Source organism: Hallella bergensis DSM 17361, from assembly GCF_000160535.1.
Taxonomy (GTDB): Bacteria; Bacteroidota; Bacteroidia; order Bacteroidales; family Bacteroidaceae; genus Prevotella; species Prevotella bergensis.
This window is the reverse complement of the sequence record NZ_GG704781.1, coordinates 797,047-819,878: the sequence shown is the minus strand read 5'-3', so window position 1 is coordinate 819,878 and position 22,832 is coordinate 797,047. Positions and strand designations below refer to the sequence as shown.

At 49.3% G+C, this 22,832-nt stretch carries 18 protein-coding genes; 6 read left to right on the top strand and 12 right to left on the bottom strand.

The genetic code is table 11. The annotated features are described in order from the left end of the window. Positions 1–131: 131 nt before the first annotated feature. A complete protein-coding gene (gnd, locus tag HMPREF0645_RS07300; protein ID WP_007174299.1) occupies positions 132–1,607 on the bottom strand; it encodes a decarboxylating NADP(+)-dependent phosphogluconate dehydrogenase in 1,476 nt (491 codons plus the stop codon). Between the two features lie 305 nt (positions 1,608–1,912). Between gnd and rd the strand changes: the two genes are divergently transcribed. Further along, positions 1,913–2,077, top strand: a complete 165-nt coding sequence (gene rd, locus HMPREF0645_RS07295) for a rubredoxin (protein ID WP_007174298.1) — start codon at positions 1,913–1,915, stop codon at positions 2,075–2,077. A 187-nt stretch (positions 2,078–2,264) separates the two neighbouring features. Here rd and HMPREF0645_RS07290 read toward each other — a convergent pair whose 3' ends face one another. The 4 genes from HMPREF0645_RS07290 to eno all read right to left on the bottom strand — a co-directional run bounded on the left by HMPREF0645_RS07290 (position 2,265) and on the right by eno (position 6,720). Beyond that, on the bottom strand, positions 2,265–3,449 hold the full coding sequence (locus HMPREF0645_RS07290) for an FprA family A-type flavoprotein (protein ID WP_007174296.1): 1,185 nt from the start codon (positions 3,447–3,449) through the stop codon (positions 2,265–2,267). Between the two features lie 36 nt (positions 3,450–3,485). After that, a complete protein-coding gene (locus HMPREF0645_RS07285; RefSeq protein WP_007174295.1) occupies positions 3,486–4,040 on the bottom strand; it encodes an NADPH-dependent FMN reductase in 555 nt (184 codons plus the stop codon). Positions 4,041–4,166: 126 nt separating this feature from the next. Next, positions 4,167–5,276 carry an HAD-IA family hydrolase gene (locus tag HMPREF0645_RS13850; protein WP_007174294.1) on the bottom strand — a complete coding sequence of 370 codons (1,110 nt, stop codon included), beginning with the start codon at positions 5,274–5,276 and terminating at the stop codon, positions 4,167–4,169. Positions 5,277–5,412: 136 nt separating this feature from the next. Next, positions 5,413–6,720 carry a phosphopyruvate hydratase gene (gene eno, locus HMPREF0645_RS07270; RefSeq protein WP_007174293.1) on the bottom strand — a complete coding sequence of 436 codons (1,308 nt, stop codon included), beginning with the start codon at positions 6,718–6,720 and terminating at the stop codon, positions 5,413–5,415. A gap of 448 nt (positions 6,721–7,168) precedes the next feature. Here eno and HMPREF0645_RS13845 point away from each other — a divergent pair, with 448 nt between their 5' ends. Both HMPREF0645_RS13845 and HMPREF0645_RS07265 read left to right on the top strand, forming a co-directional pair. Continuing rightward, positions 7,169–7,558, top strand: coding sequence for a hypothetical protein (locus HMPREF0645_RS13845; RefSeq protein ID WP_169305455.1), 390 nt, complete (start codon positions 7,169–7,171; stop codon positions 7,556–7,558). Further along, complete coding sequence (locus HMPREF0645_RS07265) at positions 7,510–8,607, top strand: hypothetical protein (protein WP_007174291.1); 1,098 nt, start codon at positions 7,510–7,512, stop codon at positions 8,605–8,607. Before HMPREF0645_RS13845 ends, HMPREF0645_RS07265 begins: the two co-directional genes overlap by 49 nt. Positions 8,608–8,698: 91 nt before the next feature. Here HMPREF0645_RS07265 and HMPREF0645_RS07260 read toward each other — a convergent pair whose 3' ends face one another. The 7 genes from HMPREF0645_RS07260 to HMPREF0645_RS07230 all read right to left on the bottom strand — a co-directional run bounded on the left by HMPREF0645_RS07260 (position 8,699) and on the right by HMPREF0645_RS07230 (position 19,456). Beyond that, positions 8,699–10,138 carry a C69 family dipeptidase gene (locus HMPREF0645_RS07260; RefSeq protein WP_007174290.1) on the bottom strand — a complete coding sequence of 480 codons (1,440 nt, stop codon included), beginning with the start codon at positions 10,136–10,138 and terminating at the stop codon, positions 8,699–8,701. A 181-nt stretch (positions 10,139–10,319) separates the two neighbouring features. Next, positions 10,320–12,002, bottom strand: a complete 1,683-nt coding sequence (locus HMPREF0645_RS07255; RefSeq protein WP_007174289.1) for a DEAD/DEAH box helicase — start codon at positions 12,000–12,002, stop codon at positions 10,320–10,322. A gap of 133 nt (positions 12,003–12,135) precedes the next feature. Further along, complete coding sequence (locus HMPREF0645_RS07250) at positions 12,136–13,410, bottom strand: LptF/LptG family permease (RefSeq protein WP_044123366.1); 1,275 nt, start codon at positions 13,408–13,410, stop codon at positions 12,136–12,138. 32 nt (positions 13,411–13,442) lie between these two features. After that, entirely contained in the window at positions 13,443–14,570 is a 1,128-nt protein-coding gene (gene tgt / locus HMPREF0645_RS07245; RefSeq protein WP_044123365.1) for a tRNA guanosine(34) transglycosylase Tgt, read from the bottom strand. A gap of 19 nt (positions 14,571–14,589) precedes the next feature. Next, positions 14,590–17,073: an endopeptidase La gene (lon, locus tag HMPREF0645_RS07240; RefSeq protein WP_007174286.1), complete on the bottom strand. Its 2,484-nt coding sequence runs from the start codon at positions 17,071–17,073 to the stop codon at positions 14,590–14,592. 584 nt (positions 17,074–17,657) lie between these two features. Next, positions 17,658–18,926, bottom strand: a complete 1,269-nt coding sequence (locus tag HMPREF0645_RS07235; protein WP_007174285.1) for an anti-sigma factor family protein — start codon at positions 18,924–18,926, stop codon at positions 17,658–17,660. Beyond that, positions 18,923–19,456 carry an RNA polymerase sigma factor gene (locus HMPREF0645_RS07230; RefSeq protein ID WP_007174284.1) on the bottom strand — a complete coding sequence of 178 codons (534 nt, stop codon included), beginning with the start codon at positions 19,454–19,456 and terminating at the stop codon, positions 18,923–18,925. The genes HMPREF0645_RS07235 and HMPREF0645_RS07230 overlap by 4 nt, the downstream gene beginning before the upstream one ends. 200 nt (positions 19,457–19,656) lie before the next feature. On the opposite strand from HMPREF0645_RS07230, the gene HMPREF0645_RS07225 reads away from it, so the two are divergent. From HMPREF0645_RS07225 to HMPREF0645_RS07215, 3 genes are all read left to right on the top strand, one after another. Beyond that, positions 19,657–20,355 (top strand): tRNA1(Val) (adenine(37)-N6)-methyltransferase, encoded by a 699-nt coding sequence (locus HMPREF0645_RS07225; protein WP_007174283.1) that lies wholly within the window; start codon positions 19,657–19,659, stop codon positions 20,353–20,355. Between the two features lie 724 nt (positions 20,356–21,079). Beyond that, positions 21,080–21,847 carry a 3-deoxy-8-phosphooctulonate synthase gene (gene kdsA / locus HMPREF0645_RS07220; RefSeq protein ID WP_007174281.1) on the top strand — a complete coding sequence of 256 codons (768 nt, stop codon included), beginning with the start codon at positions 21,080–21,082 and terminating at the stop codon, positions 21,845–21,847. Beyond that, positions 21,844–22,830, top strand: a complete 987-nt coding sequence (locus HMPREF0645_RS07215) for a KpsF/GutQ family sugar-phosphate isomerase (RefSeq protein ID WP_007174280.1) — start codon at positions 21,844–21,846, stop codon at positions 22,828–22,830. Before kdsA ends, HMPREF0645_RS07215 begins: the two co-directional genes overlap by 4 nt. The last annotated feature ends 2 nt before the right edge of the window (positions 22,831–22,832 follow it).

The window sequence follows — 22,832 nt, the reverse complement described above, 5'->3', positions numbered from 1 at the left end:
AAAGTGCTTTTGCTCACAATTTACAATTTAAAATTCACAATTGGCAGCTTAATAGTCTTGGTTTTATGCTATTATTTACAATGGTTTGCGCAGCCAATTGTGAATTTTAAATTGTGAATTGTGAATTAAAGCTATACATTATATGTTCCCGATTTGGTGCTACCTCCGTGTCCGGTCCAGTTCTCATGGAAGAATTCACCACGTGGTTGGTCCTTGCGTTCGAAGGTATGGGCACCAAAATAGTCGCGCTGAGCCTGTATCATGTTGGCCGGTAGGTTTTCAGACGTGAGCGAGTAGAAATAGTTGAGTGCCGATGAGAAGGCAGGAACGGGCAGTCCCTTGGTAGCAGCCAGGGCTACCAGTGTGCGCCATCCATCGCGCATCTGCTCTATTTCCTTGGCAAAATAGGGTGTTAGGAGCAGATGCCCAGGCTTGTCGGACTCTTCGTAGGCATGAGCAATGTCGTTGAGAAACGCGCTACGGATAATGCATCCCCCGCGCCACATACGTGCGATGGAAGCCATATTGAGGTTCCATTCAAACTCATCCGATGCTTTTTGCAAGACCGAAAATCCCTGGGCATAACTCACCAGTTTTGACGCATAGAGTGCTGCGAACAGGTTGTTGAGTAAGGTCTTGCGATCAACGTTGGTTTTGGTGAAGATGTGTGGGAAGCGCTTGGCCGCTGCCGTACGTATGTCCTTGTCTGATGACAGGCTGCGCTCGAACACGGCTGAACCGATGAGTCCGAGTGGCATTCCGAGGTTCATGGCATTGATAACCGACCATTTGCCGGTTCCTTTTTGGCCTGCGGTGTCGAGGATTACATCGATAAGCATCTCACCTTTGTCGTCTTGGTGACGCAGAATGTTGGCCGTAATCTCCACGAGAAAACTCTGAAGTTTACCCTTGTTCCATTCATCGAATTGGTCGGCCATTTCACTATTGGTCATGTTTCCAAGATTTTTCATCACCCAATAGGCTTCGGAAATGAGCTGCATATCACCATACTCGATGCCATTATGAATCATTTTCACGAAGTGACCCGAGCCTTGTGGTCCAATCCATTGGCAGCATGGAGTTCCATCATCGGCCATGGCGGCAATGCTTTGGAGCACGGGTTTGACGCTCTCCCAAGCCTCGGCAGATCCGCCTGGCATGATAGAGGCTCCGTTGAGCGCACCTTCTTCCCCGCCCGAAACACCGCTTCCCACAAATAGGAAGCCCTTTTCCTCGGCGGCTGCTACACGTCGGTTGGTGTCCTCAAAATTGGAATTTCCACCGTCGATCATGATATCGCCCGGCGACAGCAAGGGGAAAAGCTGCTCCATAACCATGTCGACGGGCTTTCCTGCCCGTACCATCATCATGATTTTGCGCGGGCGTGCGATAGATTCCACAAACTCCTTGATGTCGGTATAGCCCCTGATGGTTTTGCCCTTGGCACGTCCCTCGATGAAGCGTTCGACTACACCCTCTTCTATACCGGGTACGGTTCGGTTGTACACAGAAACATTCCAACCCTTATTGGCAATGTTTAATGCCAAGTTTTCACCCATCACAGCCAAACCAATGAGGCCGAAATCGCTTTTCTCTTGATTATTCATATTGTTTGTTTTTTGTCGTTTGTGTTTAAAGTTTTTGTTTTTCCTGTCCCGAACCTATGCAAATGTAACAAAAATCCTAAAGTCAACCAAGGAAATGTTGATAACATTTCAGTGGTGAGATTGATTTATATTTGTAGCTGATTATTTATGTTAAAAAACTTGGTTTCTTAAAAAAAACATTTATCTTTGCAGGTGAGCTGTGACTTATTATGTAAGCACCGCAACAGAAGAGCAATGAAGAACAAGCGATTTTCTGATTGCTTAAAAACAATTTCAACTAACAATAGATTTAAAACAAAAAGATTATGAAAAAGTACGTATGTGACGTTTGTGGATGGGTATATGACCCCGAAGTTGGTGACCCTGATGGTGGTATCGAACCAGGTACAGCATTTGAAGATCTCCCTGATGACTGGGTATGCCCTGAATGTGGTGTAGGTAAGGAAGACTTCAGCGTGGCTGAGGACTAACTTGGAGTTTAAATAATCTCATTCCCTTTTGGAGTTACGCTCCGAGAGGAATAGAAACAAAAAATGGTTTTACTCTTGGAGGATTGATATCCGGAGTAAAACCATTTCTTATAGTTGTTCTTTTCTTGCCTTTTTGGTGAGAATTGGCTTTCTGTTTTGTGATGAAAGCCAACAAGCAAAGAGTTGTTTATTCCGCAAGAAGCTTGGCAGCCATGGCCTGTCCCAGCGCCACACACTTGGCATGAGTTTCCTCGTTGAGCGACTGTTTCATCTCCACGGGTTCGCCAACGGGCTCAAATTTGAATTTTTCGTTATATTGACCGATGATGGACACCGCCTTGCTTGCCCAGCAGTAACTGCCAAACCAGCCCATCACACGATTCTTCATGCTGCGGTTTTCGATGGCTGATAGCAGCTGTTCCATCTTGGGGAATATGCTGTTGTTGTAGGTTGGCGCCCCCAGAATAAGTCCTTTGTAGCGGAAAATATCGCGCAGGGCATAGGAGTAATGAACTTTACTCAGGTCGATGAGGCTTATTTTTTCAATGCCGGCCTGCGATGCGGCTTCGGCTATCACCTCTGCCATTTGAGCTGTGTTACCATACATCGTACCATAGGCAATGACCAATCCATTCTCTCCCTCGTACTTGCTCATTTTGTCGTAAAGTGAAACTACCTTGGCAGCGTGCTCGTGCCACACCGGTCCATGAGTGGGACAGAGATAGTCGATGCGTACATCAGCCAGTTTTTTCAATGCATTTTGCACCGGGGTTCCGTATCGACCAACAATGTTAGCGTAATAGCGAATCATCTCGAGCCAGTATTTTTCGGTGTTGATTTCGCTGTCAATCACTCCGCCATTGAGTGCACCGAAGCATCCGAAAGCATCGCCTGTGAAGGCCACATGGGTGGTAACATCAACCGATAACATTGTTTCAGGCCAGTGCACCATCGGAATAAGATAGAAGTTGAGCGTGTGCTTGCCCAAGGAAAGAGAGTCGCCATTCTTCACTTCAACACAACCGTCGTCAATGCCATAGAATCCACCCATCATGTCGAAGGTCTTCTTGTTGCCTACAATTTTGATGTCAGGATAAAACTCGCGTAGCAACGAGAGTGAGCTGCTGTGGTCAGGTTCCATGTGGTGCACTACAACATAGTCGATGGGGCGGTCGCCGATAACCTCGCGGATATTGGCCAAGAACTGCGGGAAGAAGCCTGTTTCAACGGTGTCCATCAGACAAACCTTCTCGTCTACAACTAAATAGGAATTATAGGTCACGCCTTCCGGCAATGGCCAAAGTCCTTCAAAAAGCTGTTTGCTGTTGTCGTTTACGCCTACATAATATACTTGGTCAGAAATTTTTTTCATGTCTTGGATCTGTGTCTTGGATAAATAGTATGTGGGTTATGAAATGAATCTGAGAAAATCTTCGGCTTGTTGTCTCAACCTTTGAATTTGTTCGTCGGTGAGAATTAACTTGTTTTTGGCCCACGACTCTGCGCTCAGGGCTATGCCGGTCTGTTGTGTGGGCATTATTTCAGCACCAATAAACGTAAGTAATTCGGTCAATTTCTCACGACATTTAGCCGTTTGTCCGGCTCCGCCGGCTCCGCTCAGGGTTGTTTTCTTGCCCTTGATGACTGTTGGAGTCTTGGTATCGCTTGCTACCAACGGGCGTGAAAGCCAATCGAAAATGTTTTTCACATGCCCGGGATAACTGTAGTTGTATTCGGGTGTGAATACCCAAATGCCGTCGGCTTTATCCACTGCATTGCGCAATTTGGCTACAGCGGCCAGTGCGGGGAACTCGATGTCTTGGTTCATCAGCGGCACATCGCCGTAGTCGAGGTAGCTAATATCGGCTTGATTGCCAATAATTTCCTCAGCTTTTCTGGCTAAAGCAAGATTGAACGATTCTTTTCTTAAAGAGCCTATGATAAATAAAATATGTTTTTTCACTATTCTTTGTCATGATTTAAAATAGTTTGGCAAAAATAACGAAATTCCGCGACATGGGCAAACGCTTGGCGGATTATTTACAACGTCTTAATATGCTGTATGGTATTCTTTTCCTCGTTTGCCATCTCATAGTATCTTCTCGCATGCAATGCGCTCCGTACGTTTGCCCTCGCGGTCATAAAAGCACAGTCCGCAACGTGTGAACCCCAAGCTGTCGATGAGGTGAAGCATCTCCACATTGTCGTGGTTGGTATCGATGCGAATGCTTTTGTACTTGCGTTTTCGGCATTCACGACCACACTCGAGGAGGATCACGCGTGCCAATCCCTTGCCGTGATGTTCGCGAGCAAGGGCCGTGCGGTGAATGGTGGCGTATGGCATGTCCGATAGCCACTGTCCTTGCAACCGGTCATAGGAAGGTTCGCCGTCGAACGTGAGAGCCGTGTAACCCACGATTTCTCCGTCCAACTTCAGCACATATCCGTTTCCGTTATCAATGTCACGACTGATGCTTTCGCGCGGCGGATAGGTTTCGTCCCATTGGTGCCGCCCGTTGGCTGCCATGTCGAGTGCGGCTTGATGAACGATTTTCCATGCCGTGGGCTCGTCTTCAGGGCATGCCGGTTCAAAGGAGTAGGGCAGGAGCAAGGGCTCCAACTCGCGCATCATCTGCTGCGTGTTGCTGAACACAATACCATACATTCCCACGTTGCGTGCGCCCTTGATGTTTTCGGGTTTGTCGTCGATAAACACACATTCTTCGGGCTTGACCCCAAACTGGTTGATAAAACTATGGTAGATCTCTGCGTCAGGCTTCAGTTGATGCACGTCCTTGGATATAAGGTAGTCTTCGAGAATGTTGAAGATGTCAAATTTGTTCATCACGTCGTTGACCCGTTCCGACCAGTTGGACAGCCCCAACAACCTGTAGCCCCGTGCCTTGACATCGAGCATTGACTGACGCATGCCTTCCGTTTCGTGAGTAAAGATGTCGGCATAGTGCTTGTCGAATGTGTCGAGCGTTTCGCGATATTCGGGCCAGAGCCGTTTTTGCTGCTCAATGAAATGACTCGGCGGATACACCCCGCGGTCCATCTCAGCGTTAATCTCCGCTGTAAACGCATTGTGCAGGAAATGCCGGGCTTTCTCCTCGCTTCCCAGCAGTTTCTTGAAGAAGTTCATGAAATCATATTGAACCAGCACCCCGCCGAAGTCGTAGACGATATTTTTAATCATAGTGTTGTTTGTCTTTGGTTATATCACAAAGATACGAAATGTTGATGAGTTGGCCAAGATGTCTATATAAAAAAGGACGTTTCCATGATGTGGAAACGTCCTTTTAGTTGAATCGTCAATATTTTGAAACAATAGTTTACTTCAGTTTGGTATAACCGTACTTAGCCGAGCAGCAGAGTTCTTCCTCGATGCGGATAAGCTGGTTGTACTTGGCCATACGGTCGGTGCGGCTCATAGAACCGGTCTTGATCTGGCCAGAGTTGGTAGCCACGGCGATGTCGGCAATCGTGGTGTCCTCGGTCTCGCCGGAACGGTGAGAAGTAACAGTGGTATAGCCGTGACGGTGAGCCATTTCGATGGCCTCGAGTGTCTCGGTGAGCGAACCAATCTGGTTAACTTTGATCAGGATGGAGTTTGCGGCTCCCATCTTGATACCCTTTTCCAAGAACTTCACGTTGGTTACGAACAGGTCATCACCTACCAGCTGGCAGCGGTCGCCGATCTTAGCGGTAAGCTTAGCCCAGTTCTCCCAGTCGTTCTCGTCGAGACCATCCTCGATAGAGTCGATAGGATACTTGGTGATGAGTTCCTCGAGATAGGCAATCTGCTCGTCTGCAGTGAGTTTCTTTCCGTTAGGATCCTTGGGCATACCGTCTTTCAACTTGCTGTAGTCGTAGAACCACTGGCCGTTTTCCTGAACAGCAAACTCAGAAGCTGCACAGTCCATGGCAATCTTCACATCCTTGCCAGGCTCGTAGCCTGCATCCTTGATAGCCTGAATGATGGAGTCGAGAGCATCTTCAATGCCGTCGAACTTAGGAGCAAAACCACCCTCATCGCCCACAGCTGTGGAGAGACCACGCTTCTTCAAGTTCTTCTGAAGTGTGTGGAATACCTCTGCACCCATACGCAAGGCTTCGCGCATGCAAGGTGCGCCTACGGGGCGAATCATGAATTCCTGGAAAGCGATGGGAGCATCAGAGTGTGCACCACCGTTGATGATGTTCATCATCGGAACAGGCAATGTGTATGTGTTGCAACCGCCAATATAGCGATACAGTGGCATGCCGAGAGCCTTGGCAGCAGTTTGAGCTACAGCCAGGGATACGCCGAGGATGGCATTAGCACCGAGCTTGCTCTTGGTAGGTGTGCCGTCGAGCTCGAGCATCTTATAGTCAATCTTGCGCTGTTCCAGTACGCAGCAGCCTTTCAGGGCAGGAGCAATAATATTGTTTACGTTCTCCACTGCCTTCAGGACGCCCTTGCCACCGAAGCGGTTCTTGTCGCCGTCGCGCAGTTCGAGAGCCTCGTTCTCACCAGTAGAGGCACCTGAAGGAACAGAAGCACGACCCATTACGCCGTTTTCCAATGTTACTTCAACTTCTACTGTAGGATTACCACGTGAGTCGATAATCTCACGACCGTGTACTTTTTCAATTTTCATCGTTTTACCTTTTATATTTAATGAATAGTGTATAATTCTTTTTGCTGACACAAAGATACTATCAAATTTTGGAACTGCCAATTTTTCAATGCGTTTATTTTGATGATTTTATATTTTTTAGAATTGCTGTTGCACAAAAGTATTTGGGAAGATAACAAATTGCTTTTTAAGGAGTTGAGATTCTCAAGAATTAGTATTTCAGCTTTTTCCTTTCATAAAGGAAAGATGTTCAAGACTGGTTAGGCTGGCCTCGGCGAAAGGGATAGCCGAAGGGTACGACGCCTCGTTTTTCTTTACAAACACGCTTCTATGTTTCGCGTATTTGAAATTCAGGAAGCACTTGTCCGAAATTCGCGAATTTTACAGCAAATTATAGTTTGCTGTCAGTCAACCTATTACATGAGTCCGTCTTTCGGACTTGTTAGGATCGCTTACGATTGGATATGGAATGGCAGTGCGGTTAGAGCCTAACCGCATGGCGATCAAGCTTTCCTCGCCTGACCATCAGACGTTTGACGCAGTGCCGTTAGATGCTCATCGCATCGGTTTGGTTCAATTCGTGCTGTGCCGGATGGATATTTCAGATGAAAAAGTGGCGCTTTTCGCTCTGGATGTTTCGAAAACGAGACTTCGATTTTTGGTAATTCTATTTTACACAAAGTGGCAAAGGAGAATATTCCTTGACGAGGAGTCATCTTTGCATCATGCCTGCTGTCATGCGGATAAGCCAGGCCGAAAGTTGTGCTTTCATTTTTCTTTTGTAACTTTGTTGCTGTTTTTTGTATTCGTATGCGACTTCACGTTTTCAATCCTGACCATGACATTGCATTGGCGGTAAACCGAGATCGGTTTACTGCTCCGCGAGCTGCCCTGCAGCTCCGACGCGACCTCGGCTACTTGCCCATGCTGTGGGCTGCCCCCGGCGATCTGGTGCTGGTTGACGATGTGGCTGTGGCACGGGAAGGTTTGCAGCAGTTTGACGAAGAGAGTGGGGCGCGGTTGATTGGTCGCCATGAATTGGCAAATCATGACTACGGCAATGCTTTATCGGAGATATGTCCTTGGGGATGGGACGCTGCTTTGCGGCGCGAGTTGTCGGAGTGCGGTGTGCCGGAGCGCTTGCTTCCCTCTGCCGAGCGTTTGCAAGTCATACGTCGGATAAGCCACAGGGCTTGGGCTGCCACACGACTCCTGCCACCACTTCGCGCGTTTGCATCTACAGTGGGAGAATCGCAGGAGGTTTATGGCGCAGTCGAGGTGGAAACCTATTTGAAGAGTCACCGTCACATTGTGGTCAAGGAACCCTGGAGTAGCAGTGGGAGGGGTGTCCGCTATGTGTCAGAGATGTTCGGAGAGGAAAAATCGGGCGTGTGCTTGACACAGCAACTGACCAACTGGATAGAAAATGTTGTGGCAAGGCAGGGCAGCGTCATGGTGGAGCCATGGTATGACAAACTGTTGGATTTTGCCATGGAATTTGTGACCGACGGTCAGGGGACAGCAGAATATATCGGACTCTCGCTTTTCCATACGGAAAATGGAGCCTATACAGGAAATGTTCTGGAGGCTGAGGAACGCAAGATGGAGATGCTCTCGCGCTATGTTGATGAGTCGCTGATTGTGGGGTTGCAGTCGGCCGTTTCCACAGAGATGGGAACGTTGCTCAACGGGCATTATGCCGGTTGCTTCGGGGTGGATATGATGTTAGTGAGAAAGGATGGGCAGATCGTGGTACATCCCTGTGTGGAAGTGAACCTGCGACGCACGATGGGGCATGTGGCACTGGCTTTGTCGAGCCGTGAAGAAAACCTCGGGCACGTCATGCAGGTAAATTTTGAGAAAATGTTCAAGTTGAAACTTCAGTTCCTCTCCGGCCCTCTGCCATAAATGGAAAGGCAGTTTTTTCGCGTTTTCTGTCGTTAGGATTTTCCGGGCGCACCCCTTTCCAATGCAAGGATGGCCGGAGAGGAAACTTTGGTTATGCGCCGTGGAAGAGATATTCTTTCTGAATGTCGGCGGTCATGCGTGTAAATAGTTCATCTGCCAAATCGTCGGCCACCTGAAGTGCGTGGTTCAGAATTTGATCACTAAACTGCTGCAGCATATCCATGGCCTCCATAGGCCTGCTCTTGCAGATGCCAAGATAGCATTCTTCAAACTCCTTTTGGCGTTGGTCGTTCTCGGCTTCAAGACGTGCGTAGGTTTCCTTGATAACAGGGGCATAGGCATTGTAGTTGGTCATGCCCAGCGTCATAACTTTGCGGAAACGCCAATAGGCCGACCGTGAGTCGCAGTGGCTGTTGCCTATGGTGTAGGGTTCGGGAAAACTCCTGATGCCCTGATAGATGGGGAGAAACACGCCGAGATCGGCCATGCCGTTGGCCACGTAGGTGATGCAACCTATTTCCTTGGGCAGCCAGGGGCGCACTTGCAACAGGTGGGTTTGCGTGGTGCGGAAGATGGAAACGGGGCGCCAAGGCTCCTTGCCATTGTTGTGCAGGTAGGGATCGTGATCGGTGTTGTCGTAGTGGAAACGGAAAGCGTTGCGCAAAGCGTTGATGCCGATGGGCTTTTCGGCTTCGGCAAACACGGGGAAAGTGTTTCTCGTGACGTCGTTCTTCAGTTTGGGCGAGAACAATCCCTGCAATCCCCACACGCGCGGATAATTATAGGTGGTGTCGTTGATGTCGTCTTTGGCGTAGGCCTCGTGGAAATCGAACTCGCCTTTCGAGGGGTCGTAGAGTCCGTTGCGCTCGGCAAACTCAATGAGGTCGGCCGAAGCCATATAGTTTTCCTTGTCGTTGGGGTCGTAATGGCGGAAGCGGCTCTGGTTGCCCGTTACGAAATACTTGTCTTTGGGCATACGGCAGGCCATCCAGCGATGCCCGCAGGCATTTTCGAGATACCAGATTTCCTTGTCGTCGATGAATCCAATGCCGAAGCCTTCGGCCGATCCGTATTGTTCGATGAGTTTCCCCAGACGCTCCACTCCCTCGCGGGCGCTGTGGATATAGGGCAGCACGATGTTGTAGGTGCAGTTTTCCGACAGCCCGTTTTCCACGTAGGGGTCGAACTTGAGGGCTTTCTCACTGCTGAAAATGGTCTCCGTAGAACTCTCGCCCACGCCGGCGGAGTTGAATCCTGCGCTTCCCCATTCGTGATGGTATTGGTAGTCGGGCAGGGCGGTGTAGCCCATAGCCTTCTTGGGCAGTGGGCAGCGGAAGGGACTGTCTTCGGCTACAAATTCCTCAGGACCGTTGTCGGTGTCTTTGAATACCAGCCAATTCTTGCAGCGCATTGCGTCGTAGTCTTCCGAGCGGCCATAGATAAGCGAACCGTCGCCGGTCATCTCTTGACCAACAATAATCGTTGTACACTCTGATGGAAGTTTGTGGTTTTTCTCTTTATTTGTCTTCATACATTGTGGTTTATGTTAAACTGAGAACGAAATTAAGGTTTTTGGATGAAATATGCAAGCGCTTGGCGAAATATCAACAAAAAAAGGTCGTTTGTTTCCAAACGACCTATTATATAATGTGTAACGCCGGTTGATACGGCGTTGTTGTGAACTCGGAGTTAACCTTATGGGGGATTCCGTGTTATTTCTTGCCCAGCGACTTGAGCCATTTCAGCGGTTTCTTGATAATCGCCTTGAGTCCTGTGTCCTTGTTGCTGTTGGCAGCCGGTGCGTTGCGGCGGGCTTTGGTCTGACGTTTGCCCTTGCTCTGCTCGTCGTTGCGACGCTTGTCGGTGTCCCGGTTGTCGTTGCGGCGGTTACCCTTGCCATTGTTCTGACGACGGTTAGCATTGTTCTGACGACGGTTAGCATTGTTGCGGCGACGCTTGTTAGGCTGCTTTTCGCCCTGTGCCGACTGCTCCGCGTTGTTGTTGGTTGCGTTTTCGTCGCGCTTTTGGTCGCGGTTGTCGTTGCGTTTCCTGTTATTGTTACGTCGGCGGTTGCGTTTGTCCTTCTCCTCGCGCTGCTCTCCGTCGTTGTTGTCCGGGCGGTTGTCGCGCGGATTGTTGTTGTTGCGGCTACGGTTGCGCTGCTTGGTTTTCTTGTGTGCGGTTTCTTCGCGGTCGTTGCGACGGCGCTTCTTGGCCGGTGTGCGGCGGGGCTTGCGCGACGTGTCGTAGTCCGGCCCCTCTTTCATGCCTTCGGGCAGTGGATTTTTTTCGATTTCCTTGTCGAGGAATTGCTCTATTTTGTGGAACGCGAACATATCGTCCTCATTCACCAGTGTGATGGCCACGCCGTCGCGGTCGGCACGAGCCGTTCGACCAATGCGGTGCACATAGTCTTCGCTGTCACGTGGCACGTCGTAGTTGATGACCATCGCGATGTCGTCGATATCGATGCCACGAGCCACGATGTCGGTAGCTACGAGCACGTCGATTTGCCCGCTTTTGAATTTATACATGATGTCGTCGCGCTGTGATTGGTCAAGATCCGAGTGCATCTCACCACTGTTGATTTTGAGCTGAGCCAGCGCTTGGTTGATTTGTTTCACCTTTTGCTTGCTGCCCGAGAAGATGATAACGCGTTTCAAGTCGCCTGCCTTGAAGATATGTTTGATGATTTCTATCTTCTGCGTGGTGTAGCAGACGTAGGCGCTTTGCTTGATTTTCTCTGCGGGTTTGCTCACGGCGAGCTTCACCTCGGCAGGGTTTTTGAGTAGGTTCTGCGCCATTTTCTCAATATCATTCGGCATGGTGGCCGAGAACATGATGGTTTGGCAGTTCTTGGGCAGATACGATGCGATTTTCATAATATCGTCAGAAAATCCCATGTCGAGCATGCGATCGGCCTCGTCGAGCACAAAGAAATTCACCTTACCGAGGTCAATATTGCCCATCGTGATATGCGAAATGAGCCGTCCGGGGGTAGCAATGATCACGTCGGCACCCAGTCTCATGCTTTTCATTTCCTGATCATAGCGGTTGCCATCGTTTCCACCGTACACGGCAACGCTCGACACGGTGTCTAAATGATAGGCGAAGCCCTGCATGGCTTGGTCTATCTGCTGAGCCAATTCGCGTGTCGGCGACATGATGACACAATTCACCGAGTTCTTCGGATAGTTGCCCTCATCGATCATCGAAAGGATGGGCAACAGATAGGCAGCCGTCTTTCCGGTGCCCGTTTGAGCCACGCCCATGAGGTCGCGCCCCTTTAATATTTCGGGTATACATTTTTCTTGAACGGGTGTGCAGTCTTCGAAGTTCATGTCATAGAGTGCGTCGAGGATGTCGTTGCTTAAATTTAATTCTTCAAATTTCATAATTTCTTCAATTTTTTAATACTCCCTGACACAAGGGGTCTGCTTTTTCGTTTGTCAGAGAATGAATGCTTCGTTAATGGTTCTTGTCCATTTGACAATCCCCTTCCTGTCATATCGGGATGGGGGAGCCTCTTTAGCTTGGTGCGTGTCTGTAGCAGACAAAGGCGATAACAGCAAACACGATGTTCGGAATCCATGCTGCCAGCATCGGTGGGAAGTAGGCGTTGATGGCAAATGTGGCCGACACGGTTTGCATCATGATGTATGTAAAACTCAGGGCCAAGCCGATACCAAGATACATACCCATTCCACCCTTGCGCTTGCGGGAGGACAGTGATGCGCCGATGATGGTGAGAATGAACGATGCAAAAGATGATGCGATGCGTTTGTGATACTCCACTTGATACTGCACCACGTTGCCCGACCCCCGGTCTATCTGCTTGGAGATATAGTCCTTAAGCTCTGGCGAGGTGAACGTTTCCTGCTGCCCCTTGGAATAAACAAGGTCGGTAGGTTCCATCATGATGACCGAATCTTTTTCCGCCCCACTGGTGATATGCTCGCGGAGACCCTTGAGTCGGCGTATTTTCCAGTTGGTCAGCTTCCAATGATACTTTGAATCGGAGATGGTATCGTATTGCACTTCCATCGCCGTGAGGTGCGAAACGAGCTTCTTGTTTTCAAATTTGTCGAGGCAGAAACCGTACCCTTTCTTCATCGTGTTGTCGTAGTGCTGGATGTAGGCAATAACTCCGCGCCCCACTTGCAGCTGAACATTCTCTGCCGATGTGTTCTTGTGCTTGTTCTTGTACATGGTTTCGAAGTTCTGCCGAATCACTGTTCCATGCGGAATGACATAGGCTGAGAGGTAATAGGAGAGTCCGGCGAGTAGCACACACGTTATCATGTAGGGTCGCAGAAGCCGTTTGAAGGACATTCCGGTGGCCAGCATGGCAATGATTTCGGAGTTCCCTGCCAGTTTCGAGGTGAAGAAAATCACCGAGATAAACACAAACAACGCACTGAATAGGTTGGCGAAATAAGGTACGAAGTTGGCATAATAGTCAAACACAATAGCCTCCAACGGAGCATGATATTGTGAGAACTTTGCCAGGTTCTCGTTTACGTCAAACACGATCGAAATCGAGATGATGAGCAGAATCGAGAAGATGTATGTGCCGATAAACTTCTTGATGATGTACCAATCAATGCGTTTGATGTATCGGAAAGGGTTGAAAATCTTGAGGAAAGCCAGTTTTCTACCAATCCATCTCAACACTTTCTGCAGGCCTTGGGTGTGCCGAGCTGTCCACTTCAGCATATTACTGAACCATGCCAGATGCCTGCTGAGCCATCGTCTCATCCTATATTGCCTGATGTTCCTGCGGATTTTGCTGTAGTTACTCATTGCGAATCATTCGGAGATAAAGTTCATCGGCATTAGATGCGTTGTCCTAACTGATCGATGATGGATCGTTTCCACTGCACGAAGTCACCCTGTTCGATGTGTTGGCGGGCATCAGTGACCAAGCGTAGATAGAAGGCAAGGTTGTGGATGCTGGCTATTTGCATGGCTAACAGTTCCCCGGCCTTAAACAGATGGTGCAGATAAGCTTTGGTGTGGATGCGATCGATGTAGCATCCTTCGGCATCAATGGGCGAGAAATCGGCTTCCCATTTCTTGTTGCGCATATTCATAGTGCCGTTGTAAGTGAACAGCATCGCGTTGCGTCCGTTGCGGGTTGGCATCACGCAGTCGAACATATCCACGCCGCGTTCGATAGCTTCGAGGATATTTTGCGGTGTTCCTACGCCCATGAGATAGCGCGGCTTGTCCTTGGGCAGGATGTCGTTCACCACCTCAATCATCTCATACATCACTTCCGTCGGCTCGCCTACGGCCAGTCCGCCGATGGCATTGCCGTCGGCTCCCTTGTCTGCTACGAACTTCGCAGCTTCCTGTCGCAGGTCTTTATAGGTACAGCCCTGCACGATGGGAAACAGAGATTGTTGATAGCCGTAGCGCGGTTCGGTCTCGTTGAAGCGCTTGATGCATCGGTTGAGCCACCGCTCGGTGAGCGCCAGGGAGTTCTTGGCGTAGCTGTAATCGCTCTGTCCCGGCGGACATTCATCGAATGCCATCATGATGTCTGCACCGATGACGCGCTGGGTGTCCATCACGTTTTCAGGTGTGAAAAAATGTTTTGAGCCGTCGATATGCGAACGAAACTCGCACCCTTCCTCCCTGAGCTTGCGGATTCCCGTCAGTGAGAATACTTGGAAGCCGCCGCTGTCGGTCAGGATGGGGCGCTCCCAGCCGTTGAAACCGTGCAGTCCTCCCGCCTTCTCAAGAATATCGAGACCCGGCCGCAAATACAAATGATAAGTGTTACCCAGTATGATTTGCGCATTGACCTGATGTCGAAGCTCCTCAAAATGCACCCCTTTCACGCTGGCGCAGGTTCCTACGGGCATGAAAATTGGGGTTTTGATCGGCCCGTGATCGGTCATAATCAGACCGGTACGGGCATTGCTGCAGGGGTCGGTATGTTGCAATTCGAATGTCATCGGTAATCCTCGCGTCTTCTTAATTCTTCTTTTCGGCATCGTCTTTATGAAGTGCCGTCTCATGAATGGTCAAGTCCATGGGGTGATCCACCAGCTCATCGGTGAGGGCAAAGTCCCACACGTCCTGCACGTTTTCCACATAATGGAACTCCACACCCTTGCGGTATTTCTCGGGAATCTCCTCGATATCCTTGCGGTTGTCCTTACACATCATGATATCGGTGATGCCTGCCCGTTTGGCGGCGAGAATTTTCTCCTTGATACCACCCACCGGAAGCACTTTGCCCCGAAGTGTTATCTCTCCCGTCATAGCCGTGTTCTTCCGCACCTTCCGCTGTGTAATGGCCGATGCAATCGACGTGGCAATGGTGATGCCCGCCGACGGACCGTCCTTCGGCGTGGCTCCTTCGGGCACGTGAATGTGTATGTTCCAATTGTCGAAGATGCGCGAGTCCACGTTCAGATACTCGCCGTGCGCCTTGACATATTGCAGGGCAATAATGGCACTTTCCTTCATCACGTCACCCAGATTACCCGTCAGTGTGAGCTTGCCGGCCTTGCCTTTGGAGAGCGATGTCTCGATAAAGAGAATCTCACCACCCACACTCGTCCATGCCAATCCCGTCACCACGCCGGCGTAATCATTGCCTTGGTAGATGTCACGATAGAATGGTGGCTTACCCAGCAGGCCTTCTATCTCGGACGGGGTGATGCTCGTGGTGACGAGTGTGCCGTCCATCGCTTTGCGGAAAGCCATTTTTCTCAATGCCTTGTTGATTTGTTTCTCCAATTGCCGCACACCACTCTCCCGGGTGTATTGCTCGATGATTTTTTCGAGTGCCGACTTGTTGAATCTTATCTTGGGGTCATTTTTGTCGAGTCCCGTGTTCTCCAATTCGCGCGGAATGAGGTGACGGCGGGCTATCTCAATCTTTTCCTCGGTGATATATCCCGACACCTCGATGATTTCCATACGGTCGAGTAGTGGGCGCGGAATGGTGTTCAGGTCGTTGGCCGTGGCGATGAAGAGCGTCTTCGAAAGGTCGAAGTCCACGTCGAGGAAGTTGTCGTGGAACGCATGGTTCTGCTCTGGGTCGAGCACTTCGAGCAGTGCCGACGACGGGTCGCCGTTAATGGTGTTCTGCGTCACCTTGTCTATCTCGTCAAGAATAAACACGGGATTTGACGAGCCGGCTTTCTGAATGTTCTTAATGATCCGTCCCGGCATGGCACCCACATAGGTTCGGCGGTGCCCGCGGATTTCGCTTTCGTCATGCAGTCCGCCCAGCGACATGCGCACATATTTGCGTTTCATGGCTGCGGCAATGCTTTTGCCGAGCGATGTCTTACCCACTCCCGGAGGGCCATATAGACAGATGATGGGCGACTTCAGGTCGCCACGCAGCTGCAGCACGGCCAAGTATTCCAAGATGCGCTCCTTTACTTTCTCCATGCCGTAGTGGTCTTGGTCAAGTTTTTTCTGTGCGCGTTTGAGGTCGAGATTGTCCTTGGTAAATATGCCCCAAGGCAGAGCCACCATCTGTTGCAGGTAGTTCAACTGCACGCTGTATTCCGGACTCTGCGGATTGAACATGTCAAGCTTGTCCAGTTCCTTGCGAAACGTCTTGTCCACCTCCTCTGGCCATTTCATGCCCTTGGCCTTCTCCTGCAACTCACGCTTTTCGGGCGAAGCTTCGGTGCCACCGAGCTCCTCCTTGATATTCTTCATTTGTTGCTGCAGGAAATACTCCTTTTGCTGCTCATCAAGGTCTTCACGTGTTTTCTGGTGAATCTCGTTTTTGAGTTGCTGGAGCTGTATCTCCCGGTTTTCTATTTTCAGAAGCTCAATAATCCGACTTTTCAGATTGTCATACTTCAGCAGTCTCATCTTGTCTTTCACCGAAAGTGGCAGGTTGGTGCACACAAAATTGGTGAACATGATGTCGTTGGTAAGGTTCTTGAGCGTCAGCAGAATGTCATCGGGAATTTCGTCGCTGCTCTTGATAAGTTCCTCGGTTGTGAGTCTCAGGTCGTCCACCAGGGTGTTGTATTCCTGGTCGTTGTCTGCTGGAAACTCTTCCGGCATTGACTTGACGATGCCCTTGTAATAAGGCCTGACACCTGTAATTTTCTCCAACTTGCATTTGCCCATGGCCTGGAAGATGGCCGTCACATTGTTGTTCGACGACATTTCTATAATCCGCACTAATCGTGCGTACACGCCATATTCATGCAAGTCCTTGCCCTCGGGCACGTCTACGTCAGCATTTTTCTGACAGAATATACCACAGATGTTGTCGTTTGGGTTCTTGCTTAGTTTCTTGGCTAGGTTCAAACTCGCCTTGCGTCCTATAAGGATGGGAACCAGTACGCCCGGAAAAAGCACCATGTTGCGCGTGGTAAGCACGGGAACCTCATCGGGTGCCGGGGTTTTCAGCAAGTCGGTTATATCGCCATCGAAATCAGCAAACATCTGAATTGAAGTGTTTTGTTTTTTACTCATTGTTATGTCCTGAACGTTTTTGAAAGTATAGTCAACTTTGTATGCGTTCTACTTTATATTAAAGTGCAAAGGTACAAATAATATCGCATAAACCCGTAACTGCCAACCATAAAATGTTGTACGCGGGTCGTATGAACACTAAATCATGTGTCTCTTACCAATAGTGTCCTAAATAATTTTTAAAAAAGTGAAGAAAGAAGTTTTTCATTAAGGCAAAAAACCGTACCTTAATATTTGTTCAGAGCCAAACTTTCCTTCACGGCAAAGATAACAATTTTCGTTCAGGTAATCCAATCAAAAGTCATTTACGTTGCCGCCGATAAAAAAGATGAGAAGTAGGGGGTGTACGCTATTTGCGATTAGAGTGACATACGTCAAGTCTTATGGTTTAATGTGTGTTTCTTGAGTTATCTAAAAAACATTTAGGACACTGTTGATCACTTATCATCTGTCCCAGCCTGTTGAACAGTCCACAGGCTCTAATTTGCAGATACTCCCACGAGTCGCGAGAAAACCTTCCCGCCGCCTGTTGTGACGGGGCAGTCGGGAAGGTCATACCATAGATTGTCGTATGTATAAGTTGTTTACAATCCTCCGTCCACAATCCAAATATGCTGTTCATTGTCATTACGAAGGGCAATGTGACGTTTTATCTGTTTGCCGTCGGTGGTGGTCAGTGTGTAGAAGACGTGGACGCCAGCATATGAAGGCTCCTCGCGGATTTGAAAATCTGTGGCTTTGCAGCCCCTCATTGCTGTTGACAGATTTTCGAAATCGGTCTTGTAGTAGATGAGAGCTTCATTGGCCTGACTTTCGTTGTCATTGATGAGGGCATTCAGGATGCGCTCGGCTGCTTGTTCGGCCGTCTCGTTTTGTAGTAGTTTGAGTCGATTGTCGGACGTAGGGTGCTGCTCAGTCACGTTTGTCCATTTGGCGGCTGGCAAAAGGGTAATGTCTCGCTTACTGAGTATTATGTTGTAACGAATGTTGTCGATGTGGAGCAGCAGGGTCTTCCGCCCGTCCTTGATGATCCATAGTTTCACGAAGCGTAGCAAGCCGTCGTTCTTGGTGAAGATGTTCTCGACGATGACGTGGCAGTCGTCCATCTCTCCTGTTTCAAAGAGCTGTTTCAGGTCACTGTATTTCTCTGTACCCTCAACGGTCAAAACAACGGTCGTATCGGTCTCTGTCTTTGTCACCTTGTTCTCTTTCGACAGTGCGACAGCCGATTTCTGCAAGGTCAACAGCCGTTCGGGGAACATCAGGTTGGCAAAACGCTCCAGAAAGTTAGTTTCTCGGTTTCCTTTGAGGTAGAGTTTTCCGGGAACCCACAGGAATTGAGTGGTCCCGTTCAATACGACGGCCCGCCCGTCCTTTTTTTCCACGCGGTAGAAAAGGGAGTCGTTTTGTCTTAGTAGTTGAATATCCGTTTTCACGAAAGGCATTGTAGGGTCAAAGTAAGCGAAATTTTCTTGCGGCGTAGTGCGAGCGTAAACCTCCATTTGGAAGCTGCCCACGTTCTGCACGCTTTGGATGCCTTGTTGCAGGAAGGTGATTCTGGCGTCCTCAGCCACGGCGGGCGTGGAGAACAGATGGCTCAAACCGATGAAGAAGCCGAAAAGGAAGATGGCTGCTGCGGCTGCATAGCGCCAAAGACGATGAGTTTTTTTAGCCTTAGTAGTATTGGCAACTTTTTGGGGCTGGAGCGTATTGAAGGCTTCTTGCAGTTCATCATAGTAGGCCTTGCATTCAGGGCAATTGCCCATGTGTTTGTTGCATTCTTGCTGCGTATCAATGTCTATATTCTTGTCGAAAAGGTCTGCCACCTTTTCCTTGAATTCATTGCAATTCATAATCTTGTTGATTTAATTGTTGTCGATTGTTTTTTCATGTTCTTGCGAAGCTTCTCCAGTCCATAGAGAAAGCGGGATTTTACCGTCGAGAGCGGTAGAGAGAGGATTTCTGCAACCTCTGCAAAGCTGTTGTCGCCATAGATTCGGAGCCGGATAACCTCGGCCTGTTCGTCCGGAATTTCCGTCAGTAAGCCGACGATACGTTTATAGTCGGACTCGTTTCCCGGATCGGAAGCCTCGGCCACATCTGTCTTCATATCTAATGGAATGGTCTTGATTCGATTAATGCCAGTTTGCCATTTGGCACAGACGTTAGTCAACGTACGGAAGAGATAGCTGCGTAAGTCGTTTATCTGCAGGTCATCAGCACCAGTAATTCGTGTGTATAACTTCAGAAAAGTATCTTGCAGCACATCCTTCGCATCGTCCTCGTTGCCGAGTCTGTAGCAAGCGTACTTCAGCAAACGCGACCTTTCGGCCTTGAACGTATTTGCGAGTTCATCTTGAGTGATGTCATTTGTTTTCTTCATTATTGTGGTTGTTTTTAAAGATGCATCTACTATAAAGACCCGAAAACGATGAAAAAGATTTAAGCGGATACAACTTTTTTATTTTCTTGTTATTTTTTCTTGGAAGAGAAAATCTGCGGACGTATGGATAAAATAAGTTGAACTTATTGCCGTTTAATTCTATGAAAAGACACTTCTCAACCCTTATGTAAGCAAAATAGATGCCAAACGGATTTACGTTCAAACAGTTTAGCGTGCGCCATGACCGTTGCGCCATGAAAGTGGGCACCGACGGAGTGCTCATCGGGGCGTGGGCTCGTGGAGGGCGCCGATTGCTCGACATCGGGGCCGGCACAGGACTCGTGTCGCTGATGCTTGCCCAACGTTTTCCCAGTGCCACGGTGGAGGGTTTGGAGATAGATGCCGAGGCGGCGGAACAGTGTCAGGAGAATATGGCCGCATCGCCTTTTGCCGACCGTGTCAGGGTCTATGTATCGGCGTTTCAGGATTTTGTGCCCGATGCCCCATACGATGCTATTGTGAGCAATCCTCCTTACTTCCTCAGCGGAATGAAAAATAATGACGAATCGCGTGCGACAGCACGTCACTCCGACGTGACATTCTTCAAGGATTTTTTCAGGTTTTCCAAGCAATGGCTCCGGCCGTCGGGCGAGGTGAGCTTGGTGTTGCCGGCAGACGGAGTGGAAGAAATATCGGCCGAAGCCTATCTCATGGGCATGATGCTTTGTCGCAGGGTATGGGTCAGAACCATGCCGGACAAGCCGATTGAGCGCTGTCTGCTGTCGTTTGCCAAGCAACGTTTTTCCCCACCCGAAATGGAAGAGGTGTGTCTGATAGATAGCGATGGTAGGCGGAGTTCTTGGTGCGAGAATCTAACATGTGATTTTTATTTACATTAAAAGGACTCTACTATATCATTTGATTGTTCGATTTGCACAATCAGGGACAATGCATAATGCATCTGATATGAAGCGGATCGTTGTGCAAGGCAAATGGAAGATTGTCAAAATTGATGACCAAATTTTAACTTTTGAGATTTCTTTGTTTAGAGAAAAATGCGCCATGTTTCCGGTGTGAGGGTCTCGAAGAAGGACGGACAATATTCCAAACCGTTTGCCGTTAGACCGTCATCGCACGGCGAATAAGCCCACTTCGCACCGCGGGGAAGGCTTCGTTGTCTGACGATCAAAGCTTAACCGCAATGCCGTTAGAGCTTAAGGGCATGATGTTCTTTTATCGGGGGAAACCGCTTTGAGTCTTTGTTTGCCTATCAGGCTGATTGGCAGACTGTTATGAAATAGTCGGAATTTTGACGTATTTCGTACAAATTTCCTCACGTTGACAAATAGACTCAAATTTGAATAGGTTTTGTCGGATATTTTCATCACATACAGTGCGTTTTTCTTACACGTCGACAGGAGCGATCCGAACTGCTTGGGGACGTGTAGGCAAAGATGGCATGGTGAGGTTGTGACTCGCCTTCAGAATAAGGGTTCCATGTCGAGTACATGAGACTGCGAATCCAAAAAAGATGTAATCTCCGTTACTTTTCATAAACGAAAGGAAATATCAGACAAAGTTTTTATACCTTTGCATATAGGTATCTATGAAATCAGGCTGTATATGAACAACAACACATCCCCCATATTTATTGCCGGTCCATGCGTCATCGAGTCAGCCGAGTTGCTCGATACGGTTGCCCGACAACTGGTCGACATCAACGAGCGTCTGGGCATTAATATTATTTTCAAGGCCTCTTTTGACAAGGCCAACCGCACATCTATCGGCTCTTTCAGGGGCCCGGGCATCGACAAAGGCCTGCAGATGTTGGCCGATGTGAAACGGAAATATGGTCTTCGCATAACCACCGACATTCATGAATCGTGGCAGGCCGCTCCCGTGGGCGAGGTGTGCGATGTGCTGCAGATACCGGCATTTCTTTGTCGCCAGACCGACCTCTTGGTGGCGGCTGCCAGGACGGGGCGTGTGGTCAATATCAAGAAAGCACAGTTTCTCTCGGGCGCTGACATGGTTTATCCTGTTCAGAAAGCCATGGAAAGCGGTGCCAATGAAGTGTGGCTCACCGAGCGTGGAAACTGTTTTGGTTACAACAACTTAGTGGTAGACTTTCGGAATATTGCTGATATGAAGGAAATCGTGCCCACGGTCATCATGGACTGCACCCACAGCGTGCAGCGACCATCGGCCGGAGATGGCAAGACCGTCGGCGACCGAAAGTTTGTTCCGTCCATGGCCTTGGCAGCGCGGGCTTTTGGGGCAACGGGCTATTTCTTTGAGGTTCATCCCAATCCCGACGAGGGGAAGTCGGATGCGGCCAACATGCTGGAACTCGATAAACTTGGCCATCTTATCCAAACCCTGTTATCATGAACACAACTCCAGAAGAACGCATACACCAATCCATTGACTATGCCAAACGATGCCTGACAGAAGAGGCGCAGGCCATCAGTGACCTTATGCTGCAACTTGACGACAGTTTTACACGCGCCGTGGAGCTGATGTATCATTGTCGGGGTAAAATCATTGTCACCGGCGTAGGCAAAAGCGGGAATATCGGAGCCAAGATAGCCGGCACGCTGTCTTCCACGGGTACGCCGGCGTTCTTTATCAATCCTCTCGATGCCTATCATGGCGATCTTGGCGTGATGACGTCAGATGACGTGGTGTTGGCGCTGAGCAACTCGGGACAGACCGATGAGCTGTTGCGTTTCATCCCCATTCTGCTCCACATGAATATCCCCATCGTGGGCATGAGCCGCAATCCCGAATCGTTGTTGGCCAAATACTCCACCGTTCATATCAAGGTCTGGGTAGACCATGAGGCATGTCCGCTGAACCTTGCGCCAACCTCATCCACCACAGCGGCACTTGTTATGGGCGATGCGTTGGCCATTGCGCTGATGCAAGTGCGCGACTTCCGGCCACACGACTTCGCTCACTTCCACCCCGGTGGCGAGCTTGGCAAGCGACTGCTTACCACTGCTGAAGACGTGATGCATACCGACGACTTGCCCATTATTCCTGAGGAAATGCATCTTGGCGATGCCATTATAGAGGTATCCAGAGGAAAGCTGGGACTGGGTGTGTCGTTGGACGACAGGCGACACGTGACGGGCATCATCACCGACGGAGACATCCGGCGCGCCATGGAGAGATGGCAGGCTGAGTTTTTCAACCATACCGTGGCCGACATCATGACGCGTGAGCCGAAGATGGTGAGATTGAATACTAAGATTACCGAAATACAGCGCATTATGCATAAGTACAAAATACACTCAGTGCTCGTGTGCGATGACCGGATGGAGTTCCGTGGCATTGTGGACAGCTATGCCACAACATTGTTAAACCAATAAAA

Excerpts from the sequence above, each read along its gene's own strand:
- gnd (WP_007174299.1), bottom strand. The coding sequence starts at position 1,607 with ATGAATAATCAAGAGAAAAGCGATTTCGGCCTCATTGGTTTGGCTGTG.
- rd (WP_007174298.1), top strand. The coding sequence starts at position 1,913 with ATGAAAAAGTACGTATGTGACGTTTGTGGATGGGTATATGACCCCGAA.
- HMPREF0645_RS07290 (WP_007174296.1), bottom strand. The coding sequence starts at position 3,449 with ATGAAAAAAATTTCTGACCAAGTATATTATGTAGGCGTAAACGACAAC.
- HMPREF0645_RS13850 (WP_007174294.1), bottom strand. The coding sequence starts at position 5,276 with ATGATTAAAAATATCGTCTACGACTTCGGCGGGGTGCTGGTTCAATAT.
- eno (WP_007174293.1), bottom strand. The coding sequence starts at position 6,720 with ATGAAAATTGAAAAAGTACACGGTCGTGAGATTATCGACTCACGTGGT.
- HMPREF0645_RS13845 (WP_169305455.1), top strand. The coding sequence starts at position 7,169 with ATGGCAGTGCGGTTAGAGCCTAACCGCATGGCGATCAAGCTTTCCTCG.
- HMPREF0645_RS07265 (WP_007174291.1), top strand. The coding sequence starts at position 7,510 with ATGCGACTTCACGTTTTCAATCCTGACCATGACATTGCATTGGCGGTA.
- HMPREF0645_RS07260 (WP_007174290.1), bottom strand. The coding sequence starts at position 10,138 with ATGAAGACAAATAAAGAGAAAAACCACAAACTTCCATCAGAGTGTACA.
- HMPREF0645_RS07255 (WP_007174289.1), bottom strand. The coding sequence starts at position 12,002 with ATGAAATTTGAAGAATTAAATTTAAGCAACGACATCCTCGACGCACTC.
- HMPREF0645_RS07250 (WP_044123366.1), bottom strand. The coding sequence starts at position 13,410 with ATGAGTAACTACAGCAAAATCCGCAGGAACATCAGGCAATATAGGATG.
- tgt (WP_044123365.1), bottom strand. The coding sequence starts at position 14,570 with ATGACATTCGAATTGCAACATACCGACCCCTGCAGCAATGCCCGTACC.
- lon (WP_007174286.1), bottom strand. The coding sequence starts at position 17,073 with ATGAGTAAAAAACAAAACACTTCAATTCAGATGTTTGCTGATTTCGAT.
- HMPREF0645_RS07235 (WP_007174285.1), bottom strand. The coding sequence starts at position 18,926 with ATGAATTGCAATGAATTCAAGGAAAAGGTGGCAGACCTTTTCGACAAG.
- HMPREF0645_RS07230 (WP_007174284.1), bottom strand. The coding sequence starts at position 19,456 with ATGAAGAAAACAAATGACATCACTCAAGATGAACTCGCAAATACGTTC.
- HMPREF0645_RS07225 (WP_007174283.1), top strand. The coding sequence starts at position 19,657 with ATGCCAAACGGATTTACGTTCAAACAGTTTAGCGTGCGCCATGACCGT.
- kdsA (WP_007174281.1), top strand. The coding sequence starts at position 21,080 with ATGAACAACAACACATCCCCCATATTTATTGCCGGTCCATGCGTCATC.
- HMPREF0645_RS07215 (WP_007174280.1), top strand. The coding sequence starts at position 21,844 with ATGAACACAACTCCAGAAGAACGCATACACCAATCCATTGACTATGCC.